This window comes from Nocardia thailandica NBRC 100428 (genome assembly GCF_000308795.1).
GTDB classification, from domain to species: domain Bacteria; phylum Actinomycetota; class Actinomycetes; order Mycobacteriales; family Mycobacteriaceae; genus Nocardia; species Nocardia thailandica.
In genome coordinates, this window is the sequence record NZ_BAGK01000025.1 from 25,466 (window position 1) to 45,803 (window position 20,338).

Consider the following 20,338-nt stretch of genomic DNA (forward strand, 5'->3'; position numbering starts at 1 on the left):
CGGCCGCCCGGTCTCCCCCCGGCGCCGCCGTGAACGGAAGGAAAACCCATGAGGATCAGTGTCGACACCGATCGGTGCGAGGCCAACGGCATCTGCGTCGGAATCGCCCCTGACATGTTCGAACTCGACGACGACGACATGCTGCACGTGGTCTCCGATGATCTGGACGAATCCCGGATCGCCGAGGCCGAGGAGGCCGTCGCGCAGTGTCCCAAAGCGGCATTGCGGCTGATCTGATCAGCTCTTGTCCAATAGTGAAACACGTTCTAAAGTCGGCCCGGTGAGCGAATTGCAGACATCTCTGGAGGGCCGGGTCGCCGTCGTGACCGGCGCGGGTGGCGGTCTGGGCCGGGCCGAGGCGCTCGCGCTCGCCGCCGCGGGCGCCGCGGTGGTGGTCAACGACCTGACCGAGGCCGCGGCCGAGCAGACCCTCGCCGATATCCGCGCGCTCGGCGGCAAGGCCGAATTCGTCGCGGGCAGCGTGGCCGAGCGATCGACCGCCGACGCGCTGGTCGCGACCGCGGCCGAATCGCTGGGCGGGCTCGACATCGTGGTCAACAACGCGGGCATCACCCGCGACCGCATGCTGTTCAACATGTCCGACGAGGACTTCGACGCCGTGATCGCGGTGCATCTGCGCGGCCACTTCCTGCTCTCGCGCAACGCGGGCGCCTACTGGCGCGCCGCGTCGAAGACGGCCGGCGGCCCGGTCTACGGCCGGCTGATCAACACCTCCTCCGAGGCGGGTCTGCTCGGCCCGGAGGGGCAGGCGAACTACGCGGCCGCCAAGGCCGGTATCACCGCGCTGACCCTGTCCGCGTCGCGGGCGCTCGGCCGCTTCGGCGTGCGGGCGAACGCCATCTGCCCGCGGGCGCGCACGGCGATGACCGAGGCGGTGTTCGACGACGCCCCCGAGGGCGCGGTGGACCCGCTCGCGCCCGAGCACGTGTCGCGGCTGGTCGCCTACCTGGCCTCGCCCGCGGCCGACAACGTCACCGGCCAGGTGTTCGTGGTCTACGGGCCGATGGTCGCGCTCATGGCGGCCCCGCTGGTCGAGCAGCGCTTCGACGCCGCGGGCGCCGAATGGTCCGACGCGGACCTGGCCGCCGCGCTCGGTGGCTATTTCGCGGAACGCCCCGCAGGCCACGGTTTCTCGGCGCGCGCGCTCTACGAGCTGGGCTGAGCCGAACGGGCTCGGTTTGCTGGGTGTTTTCCGCCTCCCGAGGGGGCGGAACACGCTGTCCCGCATCTGTTGATCGGTGGTCCAGGTGTTGGTAGGAATGAATTTCGGGATGTGCTCCCCCTCACAGTGGTGGGTTCGGCCCGTGACCGTGTTCGTTCCAGAATTACCGCCGAAATCAAGGAAAAAGTCCTGGTCGAAGTCTCTTGAAACCGCAGACATTCATGAGAACGTGTTCTAGTCTTTGACCAGTCTTTCTACGGGGGTGGCGGTGAACTATCGATCCACGGGCACAGGCGCCCGTCGAACCCAGGAGGAGGAGCGCGGGTGAACGACCTCCTTGCTGTGCCGTTGCGGGCCGTCGGCGGATTCTTCGAGCTAGGCGCGAACACAGCACGAGCCGCGGTGCGGCGCCCGTTCCAATGGCGAGAGTTCGTCGATCAGTCGTGGTTCGTCGCCCGGGTCTCGATCTTCCCGACCCTGCTGGTGGCCATCCCCTTCACCGTCCTGGTGGTCTTCACCCTCAACATCCTGCTCCGCGAGATCGGCGCCGCCGACCTGTCCGGCTCGGGCGCCGCCTTCGGCGCGGTCACCCAGATCGGCCCGATCGTGACCGTGCTGATCGTGGCGGGCGCCGGCGCGACCGCCATCTGCGCCGACCTCGGCGCCCGCACCATCCGCGAAGAGATCGACGCCATGAAGGTGCTCGGCATCGACCCCATCCACCGGCTGGTCGTGCCCCGCGTGCTGGCCTCGATGTATGTCGCCCTGCTGCTCAACAGCCTGGTGTGCACCATCGGCATCGTCGGCGGGTTCGCCTTCTCGGTGTTCCTGCAGGGCGTCAACCCGGGCGCCTTCATCAACGGGATCACGCTGCTGACCCATCTGCCCGAGCTGGTCATCTCCGAGGTCAAGGCCGGTCTGTTCGGCCTGATCGCGGGGCTGGTCGCCTGTTACCTGGGCCTGGAGGTCAAAGGTGGTCCCAAGAGTGTCGGTGACGCGGTCAACCAGACCGTCGTCTTCTCCTTCATGGCGTTGTTCGTGGTGAACGTGGTCGTCACCGCGATCGGCCTGAAATTCACGGTGCGGTGACCCGATGGCGATAGTGATCCGCTCCAAGTTCCCCAAGTCCGTGCGCCGGGTACGCCGGCTGTCGGCCTCGCTCGACTCGGTCGGCGATCAGGCGATCTTCTTCGTCCGGGCGCTGGCCTCGGTCCCGCGGGCGCTGCTGTCCTACCGCACCGAGACCATCCGGCTGATCGCCGAGATCAGCATGGGCAGCGGCGCGCTGGCGGTCATCGGCGGCACCGTCGTCATCGTCGGCTTCCTGACCCTCATGGCGGGCGGCACCATCGCGGTGCAGGGCTACAGCTCGCTGGGCAACATCGGCGTCGAGGCCCTCACCGGCTTCTTCGCCGCCTTCATCAACGTGCGCATCGCCGCCCCGGTCATCTCGGGCATCGGCCTGGCCGCCACCATCGGCGCGGGAGCGACCGCGCAGCTGGGCGCCATGCGGGTCGCCGAGGAGATCGACGCCCTGGAATCCATGGCCATCCGGCCGGTGCCGTTCCTGGTCGGCACCCGCGTGCTGGCCGGGCTCATCGCGATCATCCCGCTCTACTCGCTCGCGGTGATCGCCTCGTTCATCGCCAGCCGCTTCGCCACCGTCGTCATCTACGGCCAGTCGGCGGGCGTCTACGACCACTACTTCTCGACGTTCCTGATCCCCAGCGACATCCTCTGGTCGTTCGCGCAGGCCATCGTCATGGCCCTGGTGGTCATGCTGATCCACACCTACTACGGCTTCCACGCGGCGGGCGGACCCGTCGGCGTCGGCAAGGCGGTGGGTAACGCGGTGCGCGCCTCCCTGGTCGCAGTCGTCACAGTGACGCTGCTGATCTCGCTGGCGATCTACGGCACCTCCGGCAACTTCCATCTCTCGGGGTAGCGCCAAATGACACTGTGGACCCGGACCCTCACCGCCCTGCAGGGCGGGCTCGGTCGCAAACTCGCCGGCCTGGCGATGGTGTGCCTGCTGCTCGCCGTCGCGGGCTTCGCCCTCGCCCTGTTCCAGGGCCGCTTCACCAAGACCGCGACCGTGCTGGTCGACGCGCCACGCAGCGGCCTCGTGCTCGACGTCGACGCCAAGGTCAAGATGCGCGGCGTCGAGATCGGGCACGTCAGCCAGATCGACCTGCACGACGACGGCGCCCAGCTCCGGCTCGAACTCGACCCGGACAAGCTGGCCATGGTGCCCTCCAACGCGAGCGTCGACATCCGCTCGACCACCGTCTTCGGCGCCAAGTACGTCAACTTCGTCGTCCCCGAACAGCCCGCGACCACCTCGCTGAAGGCGGGCAGCACCGTGGCCGCCGGCGCGGTCACCGTCGAGTTCAACACCCTGTTCCAGCACCTCAGCGACGTGCTGGCCCAGGTCGAACCCGAGAAGCTCAACGCCACCCTGACCGCGCTCGGCACCGCGCTGGAAGGCCGCGGCGACAAGCTCGGCGACCTGGCGGTCCGCCTCGACGCCTACCTCCGCGAGATGAACCCGTATCTGCCCACGCTGCAGACGGATCTGGACAAGACTGCCACCGTGACCGGTATCTACGCCGACTCCAGCGCGCCCCTGCTGCGCACCCTGGACAACCTGACCGTCACCGGCCGCACCATCACCGAGAACCAGGACGACCTGGACACCGTGCTGGCCAACGTCATCGGCCTCGCCGACACCACCGGCTCGGTGCTGCGCGAGAACGAGACCCAGCTGGTCACCGCGCTCGACCTGCTGCGGCCGACCACGAGCCTGCTCAACGAGTACGCGCCCGCGCTGCGCTGCATCATCGACGGCATCGGCCCGCTGATGCCGGTCGCGGAGGCCATGTTCGGCGGCCGGATGCCCGGCATCGGCATGAACACCAACTTCATGGCCGGCGCCCAGCCCTACACCTATCCCGAGAGCCTGCCCAAGGTGAACGCCACCGGCGGCCCGCACTGCGACGGCGTGACCAACCGCGTGCCCGGCAGCCACTCGGACTACGTGGTGACCGACACCAGCCAGGGCACGGTGTACACGCCGCACACCGGATCGCCGCAGCTCAACGGGCCCAAGGTGTTCGAACTGCTGCTCGACGGCCTGCCGGGAGTGGGGACCACACGGTGAAGAACACGGGAACGATCGTCAAGCTGAGCATCTTCACGGTGATCATGGCGCTGGTGTTCGCCGGCCTCGCCATCGTGCTGAGCCAGGCGCGCTTCGCCAGGGAGAACGGCTACCACGCCGTGTTCACCAGTTCCTCGGGCATGCTGCCCGGCGCCAAGGTGCGCATCGCCGGCGTGCCGGTCGGCTCGGTCAGCGCGGTGAAGGTCGGCGACGACAACCTCGCCCACGTCGAGTTCGACGTCGACCGCAAGTACACGCTGCTGCAGAGCACCCGGGCGACCATCCGCTACGAGAACCTGGTCGGCGACCGGTACCTGGAACTGATGGAGGGCCCCGGCTCGGCGCAGAAACTCCAGCCCGGCGGCACCATCCACCAGACCCAGACCTCGCCCGCGCTCGACCTCGACCTGCTGCTCGGCGGTTTCAAGCCGCTGCTGCGCGGCCTCGACCCCACCCAGGTCAACGACCTGACCGAGGCCCTGCTCCAGATCTTCCAGGGCCAGGGCGGCACGCTGGTCACCCTGCTCAACAGCGGCGGCAGCTTCGCCCGCACGCTGGCCGACCGGGACGCGCTGATCGGCAGCGTCATCACCAACCTCAACACGGTGCTGGCCACCATCGACGACCGCGACAAGCAGTTCGCGACCACGGTCGACGACCTGCAGCGCCTGATCAGCGGCCTGGCCGCGCAGCGCGATCCGATCGGGGAGGCCCTGCCGAGGATCGCGGGCGCCACCGCCGATCTCACCGACCTGCTCGCGCAGGCGCGGCCGGATCTGCGCAACACCATCGAGCAGACCGGGCGCCTGTCGACCAACCTCGACAACGGCTCCGACCAGATCCAGTGGGTGCTCGACAAGCTGCCCGCGACCTACAAACAGCTCATCCGTATCGGCGCCTACGGCTCGTTCCTGCAGCTGTATGTCTGCGGCACCAACCTGCTGGTCGACGGCCCCGACGGCAAGCCGCTGCACGTGCGGCTCCCGGGTGAACAGGCGACCGGAAGGTGTGCGCCGAATGAATGAGAATCGTTCCCCGGCAACGACGATCGGCATCGTGGGCATCGTGCTCGCGATCACGATCTCGCTGGCGGCCCTGCAGTTCGACCGGTTGCCGTTCGTGCGGTCCGGCGCCACCTTCACCGCGTTCTTCGTCGACGCGGGCGGGCTGGTGCCCGGCGACCCGGTGCAGGTGGCGGGCGTGCGGTCCGGCGAGGTCGAGGACGTGGAGCTGGCGGGCACCAAGGTGAAGGTCACGTTCAGCCTGAACGAGCGGATCGTGCTGGGCACCAAGACCACCGCGGCCATCAAGACCAACACCGTGCTCGGCCGCAAGTCGATCGAGGTGGTCCCGCTCGGCCAGGGCGCGCTGCGCGTCGACGACACCATCCCGCTCGAGCGCACCACCTCGCCGTACTCCCTCAACGAGGCGCTCAGCGACCTCGGCGCCACGGTGCAGGACCTGGACATGGACCAGGTCGACAAGACCCTGGACACGCTCTCGGCCGCCTTCGCCGACACCCCCGGCCCGCTGCGCAGCGCGCTCGACGGTGTCACCGCGCTCTCGCGCAGCATCAACGCCCGCGACCAGGCGCTCACCGACCTGCTCGCCCGGGCGCAGAACGTCACCAAGATCCTGGCCGACCGCAGCACCCAGATCAACGCGCTGCTGCTCGACGGCAACAGCCTGCTCGGCGAACTCGACCGGCGGCGCGCCGCGATCAACCAGCTCATGGTCTACATCGACGACGTCTCCCGGCAGCTGTCGGGGCTCGTCGCCGACAACGAGGCGCAGATGCGGCCGGTGCTCGACAAGCTGAACTCCGTGCTCGCGCTGCTGCAGCGCAACAAGGACAACATCTCCGGCGCCCTCGACGGGCTCGGCCCGTACGCGGCCGCCCTCGGCGAGCAGGTCGGCAACGGCCCGTGGTTCAACGCCTACGTGGTCAACGCGACCAGTACCGAGCTGCGCGGCCTCGTCGACGCGCTGGTCTGGCCCGAGCACCTGCCCGAGGACCTGCGCAACATCTTCACCCACCCCGCCCCGCCGTCCATCGGCCCCGCCATCCAGGAGCCGCCGCGATGAACCCGAAGCAGTGGATACGCGCGATCCCGCGCTGGCTGATCGCGGTCGTCGCGGTCGTCGCGGTGGTCGTCGCGGGCAGCGCCGCCTACACCGCGCTCGGTATCGGAAAGACCTCCGTCACCGCCTACTTCACCTCGACCACCGGCCTCTACAGCGGTGACGAGGTGCGCGTGCTCGGCGTGCGCGTCGGCCGGATCGACGACATCGAACCCGGCACCGACCGCGTCCGGGTGCGGATGAGCATCGACAGCGGCGTCGACCTGCCCGCCGACGCGCGGGCCGTCATCATCGCCCCCTCGCTGGTGTCGGCGCGCTTCGTCCAGCTCGCCCCCGCCTACGACGGCGGGCCCAAGCTGACCGACGGCGCCGAGATCCCGATCGACCGCACCGCCGTGCCGGTCGAATGGGACGACATCAAGACCGAACTGTCCAAGCTGGCCACCGCGCTCGGCCCCGTCGGCGACGACAAGCAGGGCTCCTTCGGCCGGTTCGTCGACACCGCCGCCGAGAACCTCGACGGCAACGGCCAGGCCTTCCGCGACACCCTGCGCGAGCTGTCCGCGACCCTGAACACGCTGTCCGACGGGCGAACCGACCTGTTCGGGACCGTGCGCAACCTGCAGAAGTTCGTCGAGGTGCTCTCGGCGAGCAACGAGCAGATCGTGCAGTTCGGCAACCGGCTGGCCTCGGTGTCGTCGGTGCTGGCGGGCGCCTCGGCCGAACTCGGCACCGGGCTCGACCAGCTCGACGTGGCCCTGGCCGACGTCAAGCGGTTCCTCGACGACAGCGGCACCGAACTCACCGAGGGCGTGCAGCGACTGTCGGAGGTCACCCAGCAGCTGGTGGACAAGCGGCCCGAGATCGAGCGCGTCCTGCACTCCGGCCCGACCGCGATGGTGAACTTCTACCAGATCTACAAGCCGGCCCAGGGCACGCTCAGCGGCGCCATCTCGCTGAACAACTCGATGAACCCGATCAGCTTCCTGTGCGGGTCGATCCGGGCGCTCGAACACGCCGACTCCGATCGCAGCGCCGACCTGTGCGCGCAGTACCTGGCCCCGGTGATCAGCTCGCTGGCCATGAACTACGTGCCGCTGATGGCCAACGTCGCCAGCAGCGTGACGGCGTTCCCGAACCAGCTGGTGTACAGCCCGCCGAGCCTCGCGGCCGAGGCGGCGCCGTCGGTGTCGGTGCCGTCGGGCCTGGCCGGCCTCGCGGTGCCGGGAGGAGAACGATGAACCGCGCACGACGCATGGTGGCGGGCACCGCCCTCGGACTGGCGGTGGCCCTCGGCGCCACCGGCTGTCAGTGGGACGGCCTGAACTCGCTGCCCATGCCGGGATCGGAGGGCACCGGAGCGGGCGCCTACAAGGTCCGCATCCAGATGCCGAACGTCACCACCCTGACCCGCAATTCGCCGGTCCGGGTGGACGACATCGCGGTGGGCACCGTCACCGGGATCGAGGTCGAGGGCTGGCACGCGCTGGTCACCGTCTCGCTCAACCCCGACGTGCGGCTGCCCGCCAACGCGGTCGCCAAGATCGGCCAGACCTCGCTGCTCGGCAGCAACCACCTCGAGCTGGCCGCGCCGACCGGCGAACCCGCCCAGGGGCAGCTGCGCGACGGCGATCTCATCCCGCTCGACCGCGCCGGCGCCTATCCGACCACCGAGCAGGTGCTGTCCTCGCTGTCGGTGGTGCTCAACGGCGGCGGGATCGCCCAGCTCGAGACCATCACCACCGAACTGAACAACATGGTCGACGGCCGCGCGGGCGAGATCGCCGACCTGATCCCGCAGCTGGCCACCCTCACCACCGGCCTGGACAAGCAGACCGGCGACATCATCGCGGCCATGCAGGGGCTCGACCGGCTGGCGGGCAGCTTCGCCGCGCAGAAGGACGTGCTGGCCGAGGCCATCGAGCAGATCCAGCCCGCCATCACCGTGCTGGCGGACCGCACCGAGAACATCACCACGGCGATCACCGCCCTCGGCGACCTCGGCGCCGTCACCCAGCGGGTCGTCCAGGCAGGCGGCGACGACCTGAAGGCCAACCTGGCCAGCCTCGGCCCGGTGCTGCAGACCCTGGCCGACACCGGCAACAACCTGCTCGAGGCGCTGCGCATCCTGCCGACGTTCCCGTTCCCGATGAAGAACCTGAACAACGTCATCAAGGGCGACTACCTCAACCTCTACATCACCGTCGACCTGACCGGCAGCCGCCTGGACAGCAACTGGCTCACCGGCACCCCGCTCGGCGGGCGGTTCGGCGGCGTCGAGGGTGTGCTCGGCGGGTTCGCGCCCTCCACGGCCACCGACGCGGGCAACCCGGCCACCGGTCCGCTCGCGTCGCCCGGCCCGTCGCCGACCCCGACGATCCCCGGCTTGCCGCCGATCCCCGGTCTGCCCTCCATTCCCGGGCTGACCGTGCCGCTCGAGGGAGGTGCGGGCCGATGAAACTCACCCGCTTCGTACGGATCCAGCTCAGCATCTTCGCGGTCCTGACCGTCATCGGCCTGGTGGTCATGGGCGGCATGTACGTCCAGCTGCCCGCCATGTTCGGCATCGGCCGCTACGAGGTCACCGTGAAGCTGGCCGCCACCGGCGGGCTGTACCCGACCTCGAACGTGTCCTATCGCGGCACCAACATCGGTGTGGTGCGCGAGGTCCGGCTCACCCCGGCCGGGGTGGACGCGCGGCTGTCCATCGACAGCGACTACAAGGTGCCCGCCGATTCGGCCGCCTGGGTGCGCAGCGTGTCCGCGATCGGCGAGCAGTACGTCGACCTGGTGCCCTCCGACAAGCCCGCGGGCGGGTACCTGCGCGACGGGTCGGTGATCCCCGAGGAGCGCACCAAGCTCCCGCAGGACGTGGGCGCCCTGCTCGACCAGACCGACCGGCTGCTGGCCGGGGTCGCCGACACGCGGCTGCGCCAGGTCATCGACGAGGCGTTCCTGGCCTTCAACGGCGCGGGCCCCGACCTGCAGCGCTTCATCGACTCGGCCGCGCTGCTGATCCAGCAGGCCTCCGACGACGTCGAACCGACCAAGAAGCTGCTCGACCAGATCGGTCCGCTGCTCGACACCCAGGTCCAGACCGAGGGCGCCATCCGGTCCTGGACCCAGGACCTGGCCACTTTCACCGATCAGCTGCGCGAGCACGATCCCACGCTGCGCAACCTGCTCGCCGACAGCCCGGCCGCCATGCAGCGGGTCACCCGGCAGTTCCAGGACCTGCAGCCGACGCTGCCGGTGCTGCTGCGCAATCTGGTCTCCGTCGGTCAGGTCGGCGTGACGTATCACGCGAGCCTCGAGCAGTTGCTCGTGGTCTTCCCGCCCCTGATCGCCGCGCTGCAGACCGCGATCCGCGGGCCGATCGACTACGGCGTGATGGTGGACTTCATGGCGGTGCTCAACGACCCGCCCGCGTGCACGACCGGGTTCCTGCCGCCCGAACAGTGGCGTCAGCCTTCGGAACTGAGCCCGATGGACACGCCCGCCGGCCTGTACTGCAAGGTGCCGCAGGACTCCAACATCGAGGTGCGCGGCATCCGCAACACCCCGTGCATGGAGTACCCGGGCCGGCGCGCGCCGACCCCGGAGCTGTGCCGGACCGGTTTCGTCCCGGAGGGCACCAACCCGCCCTTCGGCCCGCCGCAGCCGGTCGCGCCCGCCGCCGCTCAGGGTGGACTTCCGTCCAATTCGGTCACGCCCGCCGCGGCGCGGCCCTACGATCCGTCAACGGGGGTTTACCTCGGGACCGACGGCCGAACCTATCGCCAGGGCGACATCGGTCCCGGCGGTTCGGGCACCGTGCCTGCCAGCTGGCAGGCGATGTTGGAGGAGCAGCAGCGATGACGGAGACGGACAACCGCCGCCCGCGCCGACGCGCGGCACGATCGGCCGGACCACCGGTCGAGGGCGACACCACCATCGAGCGGACGGCGCCTGCGGTGACCGTCGCCGCCGCGCCGAAGCCCGCCGCCGCGGCCGAACCCGCCGTCTCCCTCGGCAAGCCGACCCCGCGGGCCGCGGACGACCCGGGCACCACGGTGGCGCCCGGCGAGCCCGACGACACCGACGAGCCCGAGGCGGAACGGGCCGCGTCGTCGCGCTCGATCGGGCGGATCGTGCTCGCCGCGGCCGCGGCCGTGCTGGTCCTCGCGCTGGTCGCCGGCGCGGGCGTGGCCGGCTGGTTCGCCTGGGCGGGCATGCGCGAGGACGACCTGCGCGAGCAGTACACCGCGACCGCCCGCCAGGCCGTCATCAACCTGACCACCATCCGCGCCCAGTCCGCCAAACAGGACATCGACCGGATCCTGGCCACCGCGTCCGGGCAGTTCCGGTCCGAATTCGACGGCCGGGTCGACCCGTTCACCACGATCGTGCAGCAGGCCAAGGTCGACTCCAGCGGCGAGGTCGTCGAGTCGGGCATCGAGCGCGCGGACGACGGCTCGGCCAAGGTCCTCGTCGCGGTCAAGCAGACGGTGACCAACGCCGGTTCGCCCGAACCCCAGCAGCGCATGTACCGCTTCCGGGTGACGGTGACCAACGACAACGGCAACCTGTCGGTGACCAGTGTGGAGTTCGTCGGATGAGCAGGATGAGGATCTATTACGCCGTCCTCGGCGCGGTCGCCCTGCTCGCGGTCGCCGCGCTCGGCACCGGGCTGTTCCTGCTCTGGGACCAGCACCGCACCGACCAGGCCCGCGAGGACGCCCTGACCGCGGCGAGCCGCACCGTCACCGCGATGTTCAGCTACGAGCCCGGCACCGTGGAGACCGAGCTGCCGAAGGCGGCCGACGCGCTCACCCCGGGCTTCCGCGAGGATTACCTCAAGCTGATCAACCAGGCCATCGTGCCCGGCGCCAAGGAGAAGCAGCTGACGGTGAAGGCCACCATGCAGGCGGGCGGCGTGGTCAGCGCCGACGCCGGCCACGCGGTGGTGCTGCTGTACCTGAACCAGCTGACCACCAGCAAGGACGCGCCGGAGGGCCAGACCACCGGCACCCGGGTGCGGGTGTCGCTGGACAAGTCCGACGACCGTTGGCTGGTCGCCCAGGTCACGCCGGTCTGATCGGCTCCGCCGGGTCGCGGGGCAGGCGCACCACGAACGTCGCCCCGCCGCCGGGCGTCTGCTCCACGGCGACCACGCCGCCGTGCGCGGCGACCAGCGCCTGCACGATCGACAGCCCCAGCCCGGTGCCGCCGCTCGCGCGGGTGCGCGAGGTGTCGGTGCGGTAGAAGCGCTCGAAGATCCGCTCGGCGTCCTCCGGCGGCAGGCCGGGACCGGTGTCGACGACCTCGACGCGCACCTCGTCGCGGTGCGGGGTCAGCCGCACGGTGATCCGGGCGTCGGGCGGGGTGTGGGTGAGCGCGTTGTTGAGCAGATTGGTCAGCACCTGGCCGAGGCGGTGGCGGTCGCCCAGGACCTCGAGGGTGCCGGCGCCGTCCGCGACGTCGAGGGCGATGTCGCGCCCGGCGTCGGCGCGGGCGGCGGCGGCCGCGCGGGCGCTGTGTACGGCGTCGCCCGCCAGGGTCAGCAGGTCCACCGGGCGGGTCTCCACCGGTCGCTGGGCGTCGAGGCGGGCGAGCATCAGCAGGTCCTCCACGAGCAGCCCCATGCGCTGCGCCTCGTGCTCGATCCGGTCCATGAACAGCGCCGGGTCCGCGGTCGCGCCCTGCCGGTAGAGCTCGGCGAAACCTCGGATGGTGGTCAGCGGCGTGCGCAGCTCGTGGCTGGCGTCCGCGACGAACCGCCGCATCCGGCCCTCGGACTCGCGGGCCGCGGACTCCGAGGCCTCGGTGGCGGCGAACGCCTGCTGGATCTGGGTGAGCATGGTGTTCAGCGACTCCGAGAGCCGGTCGACCTCGGTCCTGGTGCCGCGCACCGGCACGCGGCGATGCAGGTCACCGCCCGCGATGGCCGCCGCGGTCGCCTCCACCCGCCGCAGCGGGCGCAGACTGCCGCGCACCAGGAAGTAGGCCGCAACGGCCAGCACGACCAGCACCACCGCGCCGACCGTCAGCTGCACGAGGACGAGCTTGCGGACGGTCTCGATGTTCTCGGTCAGCGGCAGCGCGATGGTGACGGTCGAATCGGGGGTCTCCTCGGTCAGCACCCGCCACAGCACGGGGGAGTCGCCCACCGAACCCACGGTCACCGGCTGGTGCGCGGGCGGATCCGGCAGCGCGGGCGCGGTGTCGACGCCGAACACGTTGTTCAGCAGCACGTCCCGCCCGTTGGTGTTGTGGCCGACGAGGTAGTAGCGGCTAGGGGAGTGCTTGGAGCCCGGCGCGGGCACCGGCAGCTGGGGCGGGGGCGCGGGACCCCGCAGTATCCGGGTCCAGTCGGCGGCGCCCTCGCGCAGCTGCGCGTCGGTCCGGTTGTCCAGCGACGTCGCCATGGCCCGGGTGACCACGAAACCGGAGACGGCGAGCCCGAACCCGGCCAGCGCCACCAGCGCCACGACCAGCGTCACGCGCAACGGCACCGCCGACAGCCCGCGCACGCGGCGGCTCATCGCGGCTCGCGCATCACATAACCCACGCCGCGCAGGGTGTGGATGAGTCGCTCCGGTCCGGTGTCGACCTTCTTGCGCAGATACGACACGTAGGTCTCCACCACCCCGACCTCGCCGCCGAAGTCGTAGCGCCACACGTGATCCAGGATGCGCGGCTTGCTCAGCACGGTGCCCGCGTTGACCATGAAGTAGCGCAGCAGCGTGAACTCGGTGGGGGACAGGGCGACCGGTTCACCCGCCTTCCACACCTCGTGGGTGTCGTCGTCGAGCTCGATGTCGGCGAAGCGCAGCCGCGAGGGTTCGGCCCTCGGCTCGGCGCGGCCCGCGCGGCGCAGCACGACCCGCAGCCGGGCCACGACCTCCTCCAGGCTGAAGGGCTTGGTGATGTAGTCGTCGGCGCCCATGGTCAAGCCGTTGACCTTGTCCTCGACCTCGTCGCGGGCGGTCAGGAACAGCACAGGGGCGTCGATGCCGTCGGCGCGCAGCCTGCGCAGCAGGCCGAAGCCGTCCATGCCGGGCATCATCACGTCGACGATCAGCGCCTCGGGCCGGAACGTGCGGGCACGGTCGAGCGCCGCGGCGCCGTCGGCGGCCGTAGCCACCTCGAAGCCCTGGAACCGCAGGCTCACCGACAGCAGCTCGACGATCATCGGCTCGTCGTCGACGACCAGGATGCGGGCTTCGGGCATGGCGACCATGCTGCCCCACCGCGCTGGGAAGGTGCTGGAGGAACGCTGTGAGGTCGCTGTGTGCCGCCCGCGTCAGCGGGCGGTGTCGGGGAAGTCGGCCGGGTCGGTGAGCAGGGCCGCGCCGGCGACGCTGCCGTGCGACAGCGCGTCGAGGAACGCGCGGGCCCAGCGGTCCACGTCGTGGGTCAGCACCTGGCGGCGCATGGTCCGCATCTTGCGGCGCTTGGTGTCGCGGTCGTCGTCGAGCGCGCCGAGGATCGCGGTCTTGACGCTGTCCAGGTCGTGCGGGTTGCACAGGTAGGCCTGGCGCAGTTCGGCCGCGGCACCGGTGAACTCGCTGAGCACCAGCGCGCCGTTGAGGTCGCTGTGGCAGGCCACGTACTCCTTGGCCACCAGGTTCATGCCGTCGCGCAGCGGGGTGACCAGCATGGCGTCGGCGGCGACGAAGAACGCGATCAGCTCGTCGCGGGGGATGGGCCGGTGCAGGTAGTGCACCACCGGATAGCCGACGCGGGCGAACTCGCCGTTGATCCGGCCGACCTGCCGCTCGATGTCGCCCCGCATCTGGATGTAGCTCTGCACCCGCTCGCGGCTCGGGGTGGCCAGCTGCACCATGACCGTCTCGGACGGGTCGATACGGCCCTCCTGCAGCAGCTCCTGGAGCGCGTTGAGCCGGATGTCGATGCCCTTGGTGTAGTCGAGCCGGTCGACGCCGAGCATGATGTTCTTCGGGTTGCCCAGCTCGGCCCGGATCTTGGCCGCCCGCTCCCGGACCGAACGCCGCCGCGAGTACTCGTCCATCTCCGCCGAGGCGATCGAGATGGGGAACGCGCCGACCCGGACCGTGCGGAACCCGACCTGCACCACACCGAGCTTGGATCGCACACCGACGGTGCCGCGCGAGGTCGGCTGACCGGCCAGCCGCCGCGCCAGGTAGAGGAAGTTCTGCGCGCCGCCGGGCAGGTGGAAGCCGATCAGGTCGGCGCCGAGCAGACCCTCGACGATCTCGGTCCGCCACGGCATCTGCATGAACAGCTCGACCGGCGGGAACGGGATGTGCAGGAAGAAACCGATGGTCAGATCGGGGCGCAGCATGCGCAGCATCTTGGGGACCAGCTGCAACTGGTAATCCTGCACCCAGACGGTGGCGTTCTGCGCGGCTACCTTGGCCGTCGCCTCGGCGAACCGCCGGTTGACCTCGACGTAGGCGGCCCACCACTGCCGGTCGTAGACCGGGCGCACGATCACGTCGTGGTAGAGCGGCCACAGGGTGCCGTTGGAGAAGCCCTCGTAGTAGTCCTCGACCTCCTGCGCCGTCAGCGGCACCGGATGCAGTTCGAGGCCGTCCTCGATGATCGGGTCGACGTCGACGTCGGGCACGCCGGCCCAGCCGACCCAGGCCCCCTTGTTGCTGCGCAGCACCGGCTCCAGCGCGGTCACCAGACCGCCCGGGCTGCGCTTCCAGCGGGTGGTGCCGTCGGGCAGCCGTTCCAGGTCGACGGGCAGGCGGTTGGCCACCACGACGAAGCCGGAACCGTGGTCGCTGGGCGCGGTCACGACGGCATCGCTGGTCTCGGACGGGTTGTCGGACTGTCGGTCACTCATCTGGTCCACTCACGCATCCTTTGCGCAGTCGCAGGGTCCCGCTTTTCGGTTGTGTCGTGCCGGGGAGGTCTACTCGCCGCGGACGCTAGGGCCTATACCCAGCATCGACAGGAGCATGCGGCATTCGTCGGCGTCCTCGGCGTAGGCGGCGACGACGCGCTGCGCCTGGCGCGCGGTCTCGTCGGCCAGAGGCTCGAGGTCGTCGTCGGCGATGTCGTTGGCGCTGCTCTTGGCGGGCATGGTGATCTGTCCTCCGGATCCGGGCAGGGTGTGCGAATGAACAATGTTATCGGGCGCGAGTGGACCAGCGGTGAACTGCGGGGCCCCCATGACGTGGGGCGGCACACATACCGAAACGTCGGTTACCGTGACCCGAGATCGGATCCGCTATCGAAAGGTTCGCTATGCCACTGGCCACGGTCAACGGGATCCCACTGAATTATCAGGTCAAGGGCGACCGTACCAAGGGCACCGATGTGCCCGGTGGCGGCCCGCTGGTGGTGCTGATCATGGGCACCGGCTCGCCGGGCCGGGTGTGGGAACTGCACCAGGTGCCCGCGCTGGTCGCGGCGGGCTACCGCGTGTGCACCTTCGACAACCGCGGCATCGCGCCGTCCTACGAGGGCGGCGGCGAGATCCGGATCGAGCAGCTGGTGGCCGACACCGCCGCCCTCATCGAGTTCCTCGGCGAGGGCCCCGCCCTGGTCGCGGGCACCTCCATGGGGGCGCGGGTGGCCCAGGAGCTCGCGCTGGCCCGGCCCGACCTGGTCCGCAAGGCCGTCTTCATGGCCGGGCACGGCAGGCTCGACCAGTTCCAGAAGACCCTGTCGGAGGGCGAGCAGGCGCTCGACGCGGCGGGCACCACGCTGCCGCCGAAGTTCGAGGCGGCGCTGACCGCGGTGATGAACCTGTCGCCCGCCACGATGGCCGACAAGGCCGCCGCGCGCGACTGGCTCGACCTGTTCGAGTTCACCGGCGGCCCGTCCACGGCGGGCATCCGCGCCCAGCGCTCGATGGCCCACGACTTCGACCGGGTCGCCGCCTACCGCGCCATCACGGTGCCGTGTCTGGCCATCGGGTTCGCCGACGACCGCATGATCCCGCCGTATCTGTCGCGTGAGGTGGCCGAGGCCATCCCCGGCGCCCGGTACCAGGAGATCCCCGACACGGGCCACTACGGCTACCTGGAGCGGCCGGAGGCGGTCAACAAGATCCTGCTCGATTTCTTCGCAGGCTGATTTCCGCACGGAGGTAACTGCCTACACGTAACGTCTCCCTTGCTAGGGTCGACACAACGCTCGGGGTTTCTCCGGGGCCCTGCCACTCGTGTGCCACACGAGCCGGGACCCGTGGAGCCCGCGGAGCACTCCCGTACCAAGCGCCAGTATCCAGTGAGGTGAAATTGAGCACCAACCCCTTCGACGACGAGGACGGCCGCTTCTTCGTTCTGGTCAACGACGAGGAACAGCACTCCCTGTGGCCCGCATTCGCCGAGGTCCCGGCGGGTTGGCGTGTCGTGTTCGGCGAGGACAGCCGGGCCGCCTGCGTCGAGTACGTCGAGAAGAACTGGACCGATATGCGTCCCAAGAGCCTGCGTGACGCGATGGCCGCCGACGATGCGGCCCGCGCCCAGTCCTGACCTGCGGTAACCGATACTGCGCCCGGGACGCATCACCGAGCGCACCGGTCCGCCGGCACCTCCGCGGTGCCGCGGACCGGTGTGCCCGGTTATGATGGCCGCGGCTCGGCGCCACACGCCTCCTTAGCTCAGTGGTAGAGCACCGCTCTTGTAAAGCGAAGGTCGTCAGTTCAATCCTGACAGGGGGCTCAACCTGAAGAATGGCTCCGACCTGGATCGGAGCCATTCTCGTGTGCCTGATCCGGCCGCCTGCGGCGTCTCACACCTGGCCGACCGGTCTCGTCTGCGAGTCGCGGCCGGACCCAACCCGTCTGCGCAGAGCGATAGCGAGTATTGATCCACGAATCGGTGTTTCCCTCGCAGCACTCTTCTCGCCGCTGAACCTGCCGGCGTCTCACCTTCGCCGATTCGGCACTCCGGCTGCTTCGACGATCTCAGCCCGGAAGGTGACGCCCCTCACGTCAGGGAACCGAGAAGGGTCCGACGTCGTCGAATCCAGGTGACCGCAACGAACGGGGCCACAGGTGCCCGTTCGAGGTCGAAGGAGTGTGCGCCGGCTCCGGCGAACACGGGGAAGGGGAATCGGCACCATGAATCGAACTCGGCTGCTCGCGGCAACCGCGGCGTCTACAGCACTGATCGCAACCCTCATCGGCACGGCTGCCCCCGCGCAGGCGGTGGTGTGGGGTGCCTGACCCAACCACTGACGAACTCATCGAGTCGGTTGTCGCGGCCGGCCGCGAATGGAACCTGAGTATCGGTCAGACCGACCACGGGCATCTGGCGATCGGTTCGCGTGGTGACCGCAAGCTGGAACATCCGATCGAGATCCTCTTCACCGCCCCGGAGCTGCACAGCTACTACCGGCGAATTGCCGGCGAGGCCGAGCAGGGGGGAGCCCCGGAACCGCCGTGGGCCTGGTGGATGACATTGATGTCGACTCACCTGCTGGAAGCCGTCCATGAGACAGACCGCCGCGAAGAGCGGTGCGTGATCACGGTGACGGCAACCGGTTTCGCAGCGGAACCCGCGACGGAAGCTCGCACCCGAGTCTGATCTGTCCGGACCTGGTGGAGATTCGATCCGCCTGCGGGAGTCGTGTCGGCGTGGGCGGGGGCACTGCGCCCTCGCCCACTGCCGCATCGACCTCCCCGATCGCGCCGGCGGTAGAACGACGTCCGCGCTCAGTCCGGGACGTTGGCGCCGTGGCCCAGGTCGCGGAGGGCGGCCTTGATCTTGGCCTGGGCCTCGTCCAGGGACTCCGGGGACGGGTCGGGGTCGGCGCCGGAGATGTCGAAGTCGGTCAGCGAGTACGCCGGGAAGACGTGCAGGTGCAGGTGCGGGACCTCGAGGCCGGCGATGAGCAGGCCGGCGCGGGGGGCGTCGAAGGCGGCGCGCACGGCGCGGCCGATCGTCTGGGCGACGGCGGTCAGGCGGGCGAAGACCTCGCCGTCGACGTCCTGCCACTGGTCGATCTCGGCGCGCGGCACCACCAGGGTGTGGCCCGGGGTGACCGGGGCGATGGTGAGGAAGGCGACGAACTCGTCGTCCTCCCATACGAAGCGGCCGGGGATCTGACCTGCGATGATCGCGCTGAAGACGGATGCCATAGCGGCGAGCCTAGTGCGCGCGGGCCGTGGCCGGGACCCGCGCGACCCTAGACGGCGATGAAGTGCGACAGGATGCCCTGCACCTCGTAGATGTCGACCTGGCGGTTGAACTTCTGCTTGATCGGGGACGGGTCGCTGCCGATCCAGATGTAGAGCTCGGCGTCGAGGTCGAGGTGACCGGCCGTCTCCACCGAGAAGTGGGAGATCGAGCGGTAGGGGATGGAGTGGTAGCTGGTCCGCTTGCCGGAGATGCCCTGCTTGTCGACCATGATCAGCCTGCGGTTGGTGAACAGCATGGCGTCGCGGACCAGGAGGAACCCGGCGTAGATCTGCTCGCCGTTGCCGAGCAGCCTGCCGAACTCCTGCTGCGCCGAGGCGGGTTCGATCGGACCCGCGTTGCCCATCATGCCGCTGATGAGACCCATTGTGCGCACACACCTTTCGTGTAGCCCCGCCCTGTGTGCGGTATTCCCTCCATGATGCCTCCGTAAGCAGTGGACGGCAGATGAACATCGGGATTACCCCAGGTACCTGGCCGGATGCGGTGGGCGGCCCGTCCTCTAGGCTGTCTGCCGTGCGCGTACTCGTCATCGGATCCGGAGCCCGTGAACATGCCCTCGTCCTGGCCCTGCGCCGGGACCCGTCGGTGACCGCGGTCGTCGCCGCCCCCGGCAATCCGGGTATCGGCCAGCTCGCCGAGCTGCGCCAGGTCGACCAGACCTCGGCCGAGGCCGTGGTGGCGCTGGCCACCGACGTGGCCGCCGACCTGGTGGTCATCGGTCCCGAGGTGCCGCTGGTGCTCGGCGTCGCCGACGCGGTGCGCGCGGCGGGCTTCCCGGTGTTCGGCCCGTCGGGCGCGGCCGCCCGGATCGAGGGATCCAAGGCGTTCGCCAAGGACGTCATGGCCGCCGCGGGCGTGCGCACCGCGCACAGCGAGATCGTGGACAACCCGGCCGACCTGGACGCCGCCCTCGACCGCTTCGGTCCCACCTGGGTGGTCAAGGACGACGGCCTCGCGGCGGGCAAGGGCGTCGTGGTGACCGACGATCGCCGGGCCGCCCGCGATCACGGCGCCGAGCTGCTCGAGCAGGGCCACCCCGTGCTGCTCGAGTCGTTCCTCGACGGGCCGGAGGTGTCGCTGTTCTGCCTGGTCGACGGGGAGACCGTCGTCCCGCTGCTGCCCGCCCAGGATCATAAGCGCGTCGGGGACGGCGACAGCGGCCCCAACACCGGCGGCATGGGTGCCTACGCGCCGCTGCCGTGGCTGCCCGCCGAGACGCTGACCGAGATCGTCGAGGACGTGGTCAAGCCGGTCGCGGCCGAGCTGGTCGCCCGCGGGTCGTCGTTCTCCGGCCTGCTCTACGCCGGTCTGGCGATCGGCGTGGCGGGTCCGGCCGTCGTCGAGTTCAACTGCCGCTTCGGTGATCCCGAGACCCAGGCGGTGCTGGCGCTGCTCGACAGCCCGTTCGCGGAGCTGCTGCACGCCACCGCGACCGGCCGGCTGGCGGAGGTGGAGGCCCCGCGCTGGAAGGACGGCTCGGCGATCACCGTCGTGCTGGCCGCCGAGAACTACCCGGGTCGCCCCCGCGTCGGTGACGTCATCAGCGGCGCGGGCGAGGGCGCGGTCGACGGGGACACGCTGGTGCTGCACGCGGGCACCGGTCAGCGGGAGGACGGCGCGCTGGTGTCCGCGGGTGGCCGGGTGCTCAACGTGGTCGGTGTCGGCGCGGATCTCGCGCAGGCGCGCGAGCGGGCCTACGAGCGGCTGAGCCGGATCAAGCTGCCCGGCAGCCACTTCCGCACCGACATCGGCGCGACCGAGGTGACCATCCCGCAGGGCTGAGCG

Annotated in this window: 22 protein-coding genes and 1 tRNA gene; 17 read left to right on the forward strand and 6 right to left on the reverse strand. The window is 70.1% G+C overall.

The genetic code is table 11. The annotated features are described in order from the left end of the window. The first annotated feature begins 48 nt into the window (after window positions 1-48). From ON36_RS02680 to ON36_RS02735, 12 genes are all read left to right on the forward strand, one after another. Window positions 49-237, forward strand: a complete 189-nt coding sequence (locus ON36_RS02680; protein ID WP_043647363.1) for a ferredoxin — start codon at window positions 49-51, stop codon at window positions 235-237. Between the two features lie 43 nt (window positions 238-280). Then, the gene (locus ON36_RS02685) at window positions 281-1,183 is read left to right on the forward strand and encodes a 3-oxoacyl-ACP reductase (protein ID WP_043647364.1); all 903 of its coding nucleotides are present in this window, start codon (window positions 281-283) and stop codon (window positions 1,181-1,183) included. 324 nt (window positions 1,184-1,507) lie between these two features. Further along, window positions 1,508-2,272 (forward strand): MlaE family ABC transporter permease, encoded by a 765-nt coding sequence (locus tag ON36_RS02690; protein ID WP_043647366.1) that lies wholly within the window; start codon window positions 1,508-1,510, stop codon window positions 2,270-2,272. Window positions 2,273-2,276: 4 nt separating this feature from the next. Beyond that, a complete protein-coding gene (locus tag ON36_RS02695) occupies window positions 2,277-3,128 on the forward strand; it encodes an MlaE family ABC transporter permease (protein ID WP_043647368.1) in 852 nt (283 codons plus the stop codon). Between the two features lie 6 nt (window positions 3,129-3,134). Continuing rightward, window positions 3,135-4,343, forward strand: coding sequence for an MCE family protein (locus tag ON36_RS02700; protein WP_052313582.1), 1,209 nt, complete (start codon window positions 3,135-3,137; stop codon window positions 4,341-4,343). Beyond that, entirely contained in the window at window positions 4,340-5,368 is a 1,029-nt protein-coding gene (locus ON36_RS02705; protein WP_043647369.1) for an MCE family protein, read from the forward strand. The genes ON36_RS02700 and ON36_RS02705 overlap by 4 nt, the downstream gene beginning before the upstream one ends. Further along, complete coding sequence (locus ON36_RS02710; protein ID WP_043647370.1) at window positions 5,361-6,428, forward strand: MCE family protein; 1,068 nt, start codon at window positions 5,361-5,363, stop codon at window positions 6,426-6,428. Before ON36_RS02705 ends, ON36_RS02710 begins: the two co-directional genes overlap by 8 nt. Then, the gene (locus ON36_RS02715) at window positions 6,425-7,666 is read left to right on the forward strand and encodes an MCE family protein (protein ID WP_043647372.1); all 1,242 of its coding nucleotides are present in this window, start codon (window positions 6,425-6,427) and stop codon (window positions 7,664-7,666) included. The genes ON36_RS02710 and ON36_RS02715 overlap by 4 nt, the downstream gene beginning before the upstream one ends. After that, window positions 7,663-8,883, forward strand: a complete 1,221-nt coding sequence (locus tag ON36_RS02720) for an MCE family protein (protein WP_043647374.1) — start codon at window positions 7,663-7,665, stop codon at window positions 8,881-8,883. Before ON36_RS02715 ends, ON36_RS02720 begins: the two co-directional genes overlap by 4 nt. After that, complete coding sequence (locus tag ON36_RS02725) at window positions 8,880-10,283, forward strand: MCE family protein (protein ID WP_043647375.1); 1,404 nt, start codon at window positions 8,880-8,882, stop codon at window positions 10,281-10,283. Before ON36_RS02720 ends, ON36_RS02725 begins: the two co-directional genes overlap by 4 nt. Further along, window positions 10,280-11,023: an Rv1363c family protein gene (locus tag ON36_RS02730; RefSeq protein WP_052313583.1), complete on the forward strand. Its 744-nt coding sequence runs from the start codon at window positions 10,280-10,282 to the stop codon at window positions 11,021-11,023. Before ON36_RS02725 ends, ON36_RS02730 begins: the two co-directional genes overlap by 4 nt. Continuing rightward, complete coding sequence (locus ON36_RS02735; RefSeq protein WP_052313584.1) at window positions 11,020-11,502, forward strand: hypothetical protein; 483 nt, start codon at window positions 11,020-11,022, stop codon at window positions 11,500-11,502. Before ON36_RS02730 ends, ON36_RS02735 begins: the two co-directional genes overlap by 4 nt. Here the strand turns inward: ON36_RS02735 and ON36_RS02740 are convergent. The 4 genes from ON36_RS02740 to ON36_RS35370 all read right to left on the reverse strand — a co-directional run bounded on the left by ON36_RS02740 (window position 11,489) and on the right by ON36_RS35370 (window position 15,483). Next, on the reverse strand, window positions 11,489-12,949 hold the full coding sequence (locus tag ON36_RS02740; protein ID WP_174377531.1) for a sensor histidine kinase: 1,461 nt from the start codon (window positions 12,947-12,949) through the stop codon (window positions 11,489-11,491). The genes ON36_RS02735 and ON36_RS02740 overlap by 14 nt on opposite strands. Then, window positions 12,946-13,647 carry a response regulator transcription factor gene (locus tag ON36_RS02745; RefSeq protein WP_085999560.1) on the reverse strand — a complete coding sequence of 234 codons (702 nt, stop codon included), beginning with the start codon at window positions 13,645-13,647 and terminating at the stop codon, window positions 12,946-12,948. The genes ON36_RS02740 and ON36_RS02745 overlap by 4 nt, the downstream gene beginning before the upstream one ends. Window positions 13,648-13,710: 63 nt before the next feature. Next, window positions 13,711-15,243: an alpha,alpha-trehalose-phosphate synthase (UDP-forming) gene (locus tag ON36_RS02750; RefSeq protein ID WP_043647426.1), complete on the reverse strand. Its 1,533-nt coding sequence runs from the start codon at window positions 15,241-15,243 to the stop codon at window positions 13,711-13,713. A gap of 69 nt (window positions 15,244-15,312) precedes the next feature. After that, the gene (locus ON36_RS35370) at window positions 15,313-15,483 is read right to left on the reverse strand and encodes a hypothetical protein (RefSeq protein WP_169334675.1); all 171 of its coding nucleotides are present in this window, start codon (window positions 15,481-15,483) and stop codon (window positions 15,313-15,315) included. Window positions 15,484-15,647: 164 nt separating this feature from the next. Here ON36_RS35370 and ON36_RS02755 point away from each other — a divergent pair, with 164 nt between their 5' ends. The 4 genes from ON36_RS02755 (at window position 15,648) to ON36_RS02770 (ending at window position 17,938) form a co-directional block, all read left to right on the forward strand. Then, window positions 15,648-16,481 (forward strand): alpha/beta fold hydrolase, encoded by an 834-nt coding sequence (locus ON36_RS02755; RefSeq protein ID WP_043647378.1) that lies wholly within the window; start codon window positions 15,648-15,650, stop codon window positions 16,479-16,481. A 164-nt stretch (window positions 16,482-16,645) separates the two neighbouring features. Beyond that, entirely contained in the window at window positions 16,646-16,882 is a 237-nt protein-coding gene (locus ON36_RS02760) for an MbtH family protein (RefSeq protein ID WP_043647427.1), read from the forward strand. Window positions 16,883-16,999: 117 nt separating this feature from the next. Further along, a tRNA-Thr gene (locus ON36_RS02765) sits at window positions 17,000-17,071 on the forward strand. A 498-nt stretch (window positions 17,072-17,569) separates the two neighbouring features. Beyond that, window positions 17,570-17,938: a hypothetical protein gene (locus tag ON36_RS02770; RefSeq protein ID WP_043647379.1), complete on the forward strand. Its 369-nt coding sequence runs from the start codon at window positions 17,570-17,572 to the stop codon at window positions 17,936-17,938. Window positions 17,939-18,066: 128 nt separating this feature from the next. On the opposite strand, the gene ON36_RS02775 is transcribed toward ON36_RS02770, so the two are convergent. Beyond that, window positions 18,067-18,492, reverse strand: a complete 426-nt coding sequence (locus ON36_RS02775; RefSeq protein ID WP_043647381.1) for an HIT family protein — start codon at window positions 18,490-18,492, stop codon at window positions 18,067-18,069. A 47-nt stretch (window positions 18,493-18,539) separates the two neighbouring features. Further along, window positions 18,540-18,917 carry a PH domain-containing protein gene (locus ON36_RS02780; protein ID WP_043647382.1) on the reverse strand — a complete coding sequence of 126 codons (378 nt, stop codon included), beginning with the start codon at window positions 18,915-18,917 and terminating at the stop codon, window positions 18,540-18,542. 149 nt (window positions 18,918-19,066) lie between these two features. On the opposite strand from ON36_RS02780, the gene purD reads away from it, so the two are divergent. Next, complete coding sequence (gene purD / locus ON36_RS02785) at window positions 19,067-20,335, forward strand: phosphoribosylamine--glycine ligase (RefSeq protein WP_043647384.1); 1,269 nt, start codon at window positions 19,067-19,069, stop codon at window positions 20,333-20,335. Window positions 20,336-20,338 lie beyond the last annotated feature (3 nt).

Bases quoted from the DNA above. Each gene is read 5' to 3' on its own strand.
- ON36_RS02725 (WP_043647375.1), top strand. From the start codon at position 8,880: ATGAAACTCACCCGCTTCGTACGGATCCAGCTCAGCATCTTCGCGGTC.
- ON36_RS02700 (WP_052313582.1), top strand. From the start codon at position 3,135: ATGACACTGTGGACCCGGACCCTCACCGCCCTGCAGGGCGGGCTCGGT.
- ON36_RS02740 (WP_174377531.1), bottom strand. From the start codon at position 12,949: ATGAGCCGCCGCGTGCGCGGGCTGTCGGCGGTGCCGTTGCGCGTGACG.
- ON36_RS02775 (WP_043647381.1), bottom strand. From the start codon at position 18,492: ATGGCATCCGTCTTCAGCGCGATCATCGCAGGTCAGATCCCCGGCCGC.
- ON36_RS02755 (WP_043647378.1), top strand. From the start codon at position 15,648: ATGCCACTGGCCACGGTCAACGGGATCCCACTGAATTATCAGGTCAAG.
- ON36_RS02695 (WP_043647368.1), top strand. From the start codon at position 2,277: ATGGCGATAGTGATCCGCTCCAAGTTCCCCAAGTCCGTGCGCCGGGTA.
- ON36_RS02720 (WP_043647374.1), top strand. From the start codon at position 7,663: ATGAACCGCGCACGACGCATGGTGGCGGGCACCGCCCTCGGACTGGCG.
- ON36_RS02715 (WP_043647372.1), top strand. From the start codon at position 6,425: ATGAACCCGAAGCAGTGGATACGCGCGATCCCGCGCTGGCTGATCGCG.
- ON36_RS02780 (WP_043647382.1), bottom strand. From the start codon at position 18,917: ATGGGTCTCATCAGCGGCATGATGGGCAACGCGGGTCCGATCGAACCC.
- ON36_RS02750 (WP_043647426.1), bottom strand. From the start codon at position 15,243: ATGAGTGACCGACAGTCCGACAACCCGTCCGAGACCAGCGATGCCGTC.
- ON36_RS02735 (WP_052313584.1), top strand. From the start codon at position 11,020: ATGAGCAGGATGAGGATCTATTACGCCGTCCTCGGCGCGGTCGCCCTG.
- ON36_RS02745 (WP_085999560.1), bottom strand. From the start codon at position 13,647: ATGGTCGCCATGCCCGAAGCCCGCATCCTGGTCGTCGACGACGAGCCG.
- ON36_RS02730 (WP_052313583.1), top strand. From the start codon at position 10,280: ATGACGGAGACGGACAACCGCCGCCCGCGCCGACGCGCGGCACGATCG.
- ON36_RS02710 (WP_043647370.1), top strand. From the start codon at position 5,361: ATGAATGAGAATCGTTCCCCGGCAACGACGATCGGCATCGTGGGCATC.
- ON36_RS35370 (WP_169334675.1), bottom strand. From the start codon at position 15,483: ATGCCCGCCAAGAGCAGCGCCAACGACATCGCCGACGACGACCTCGAG.
- ON36_RS02680 (WP_043647363.1), top strand. From the start codon at position 49: ATGAGGATCAGTGTCGACACCGATCGGTGCGAGGCCAACGGCATCTGC.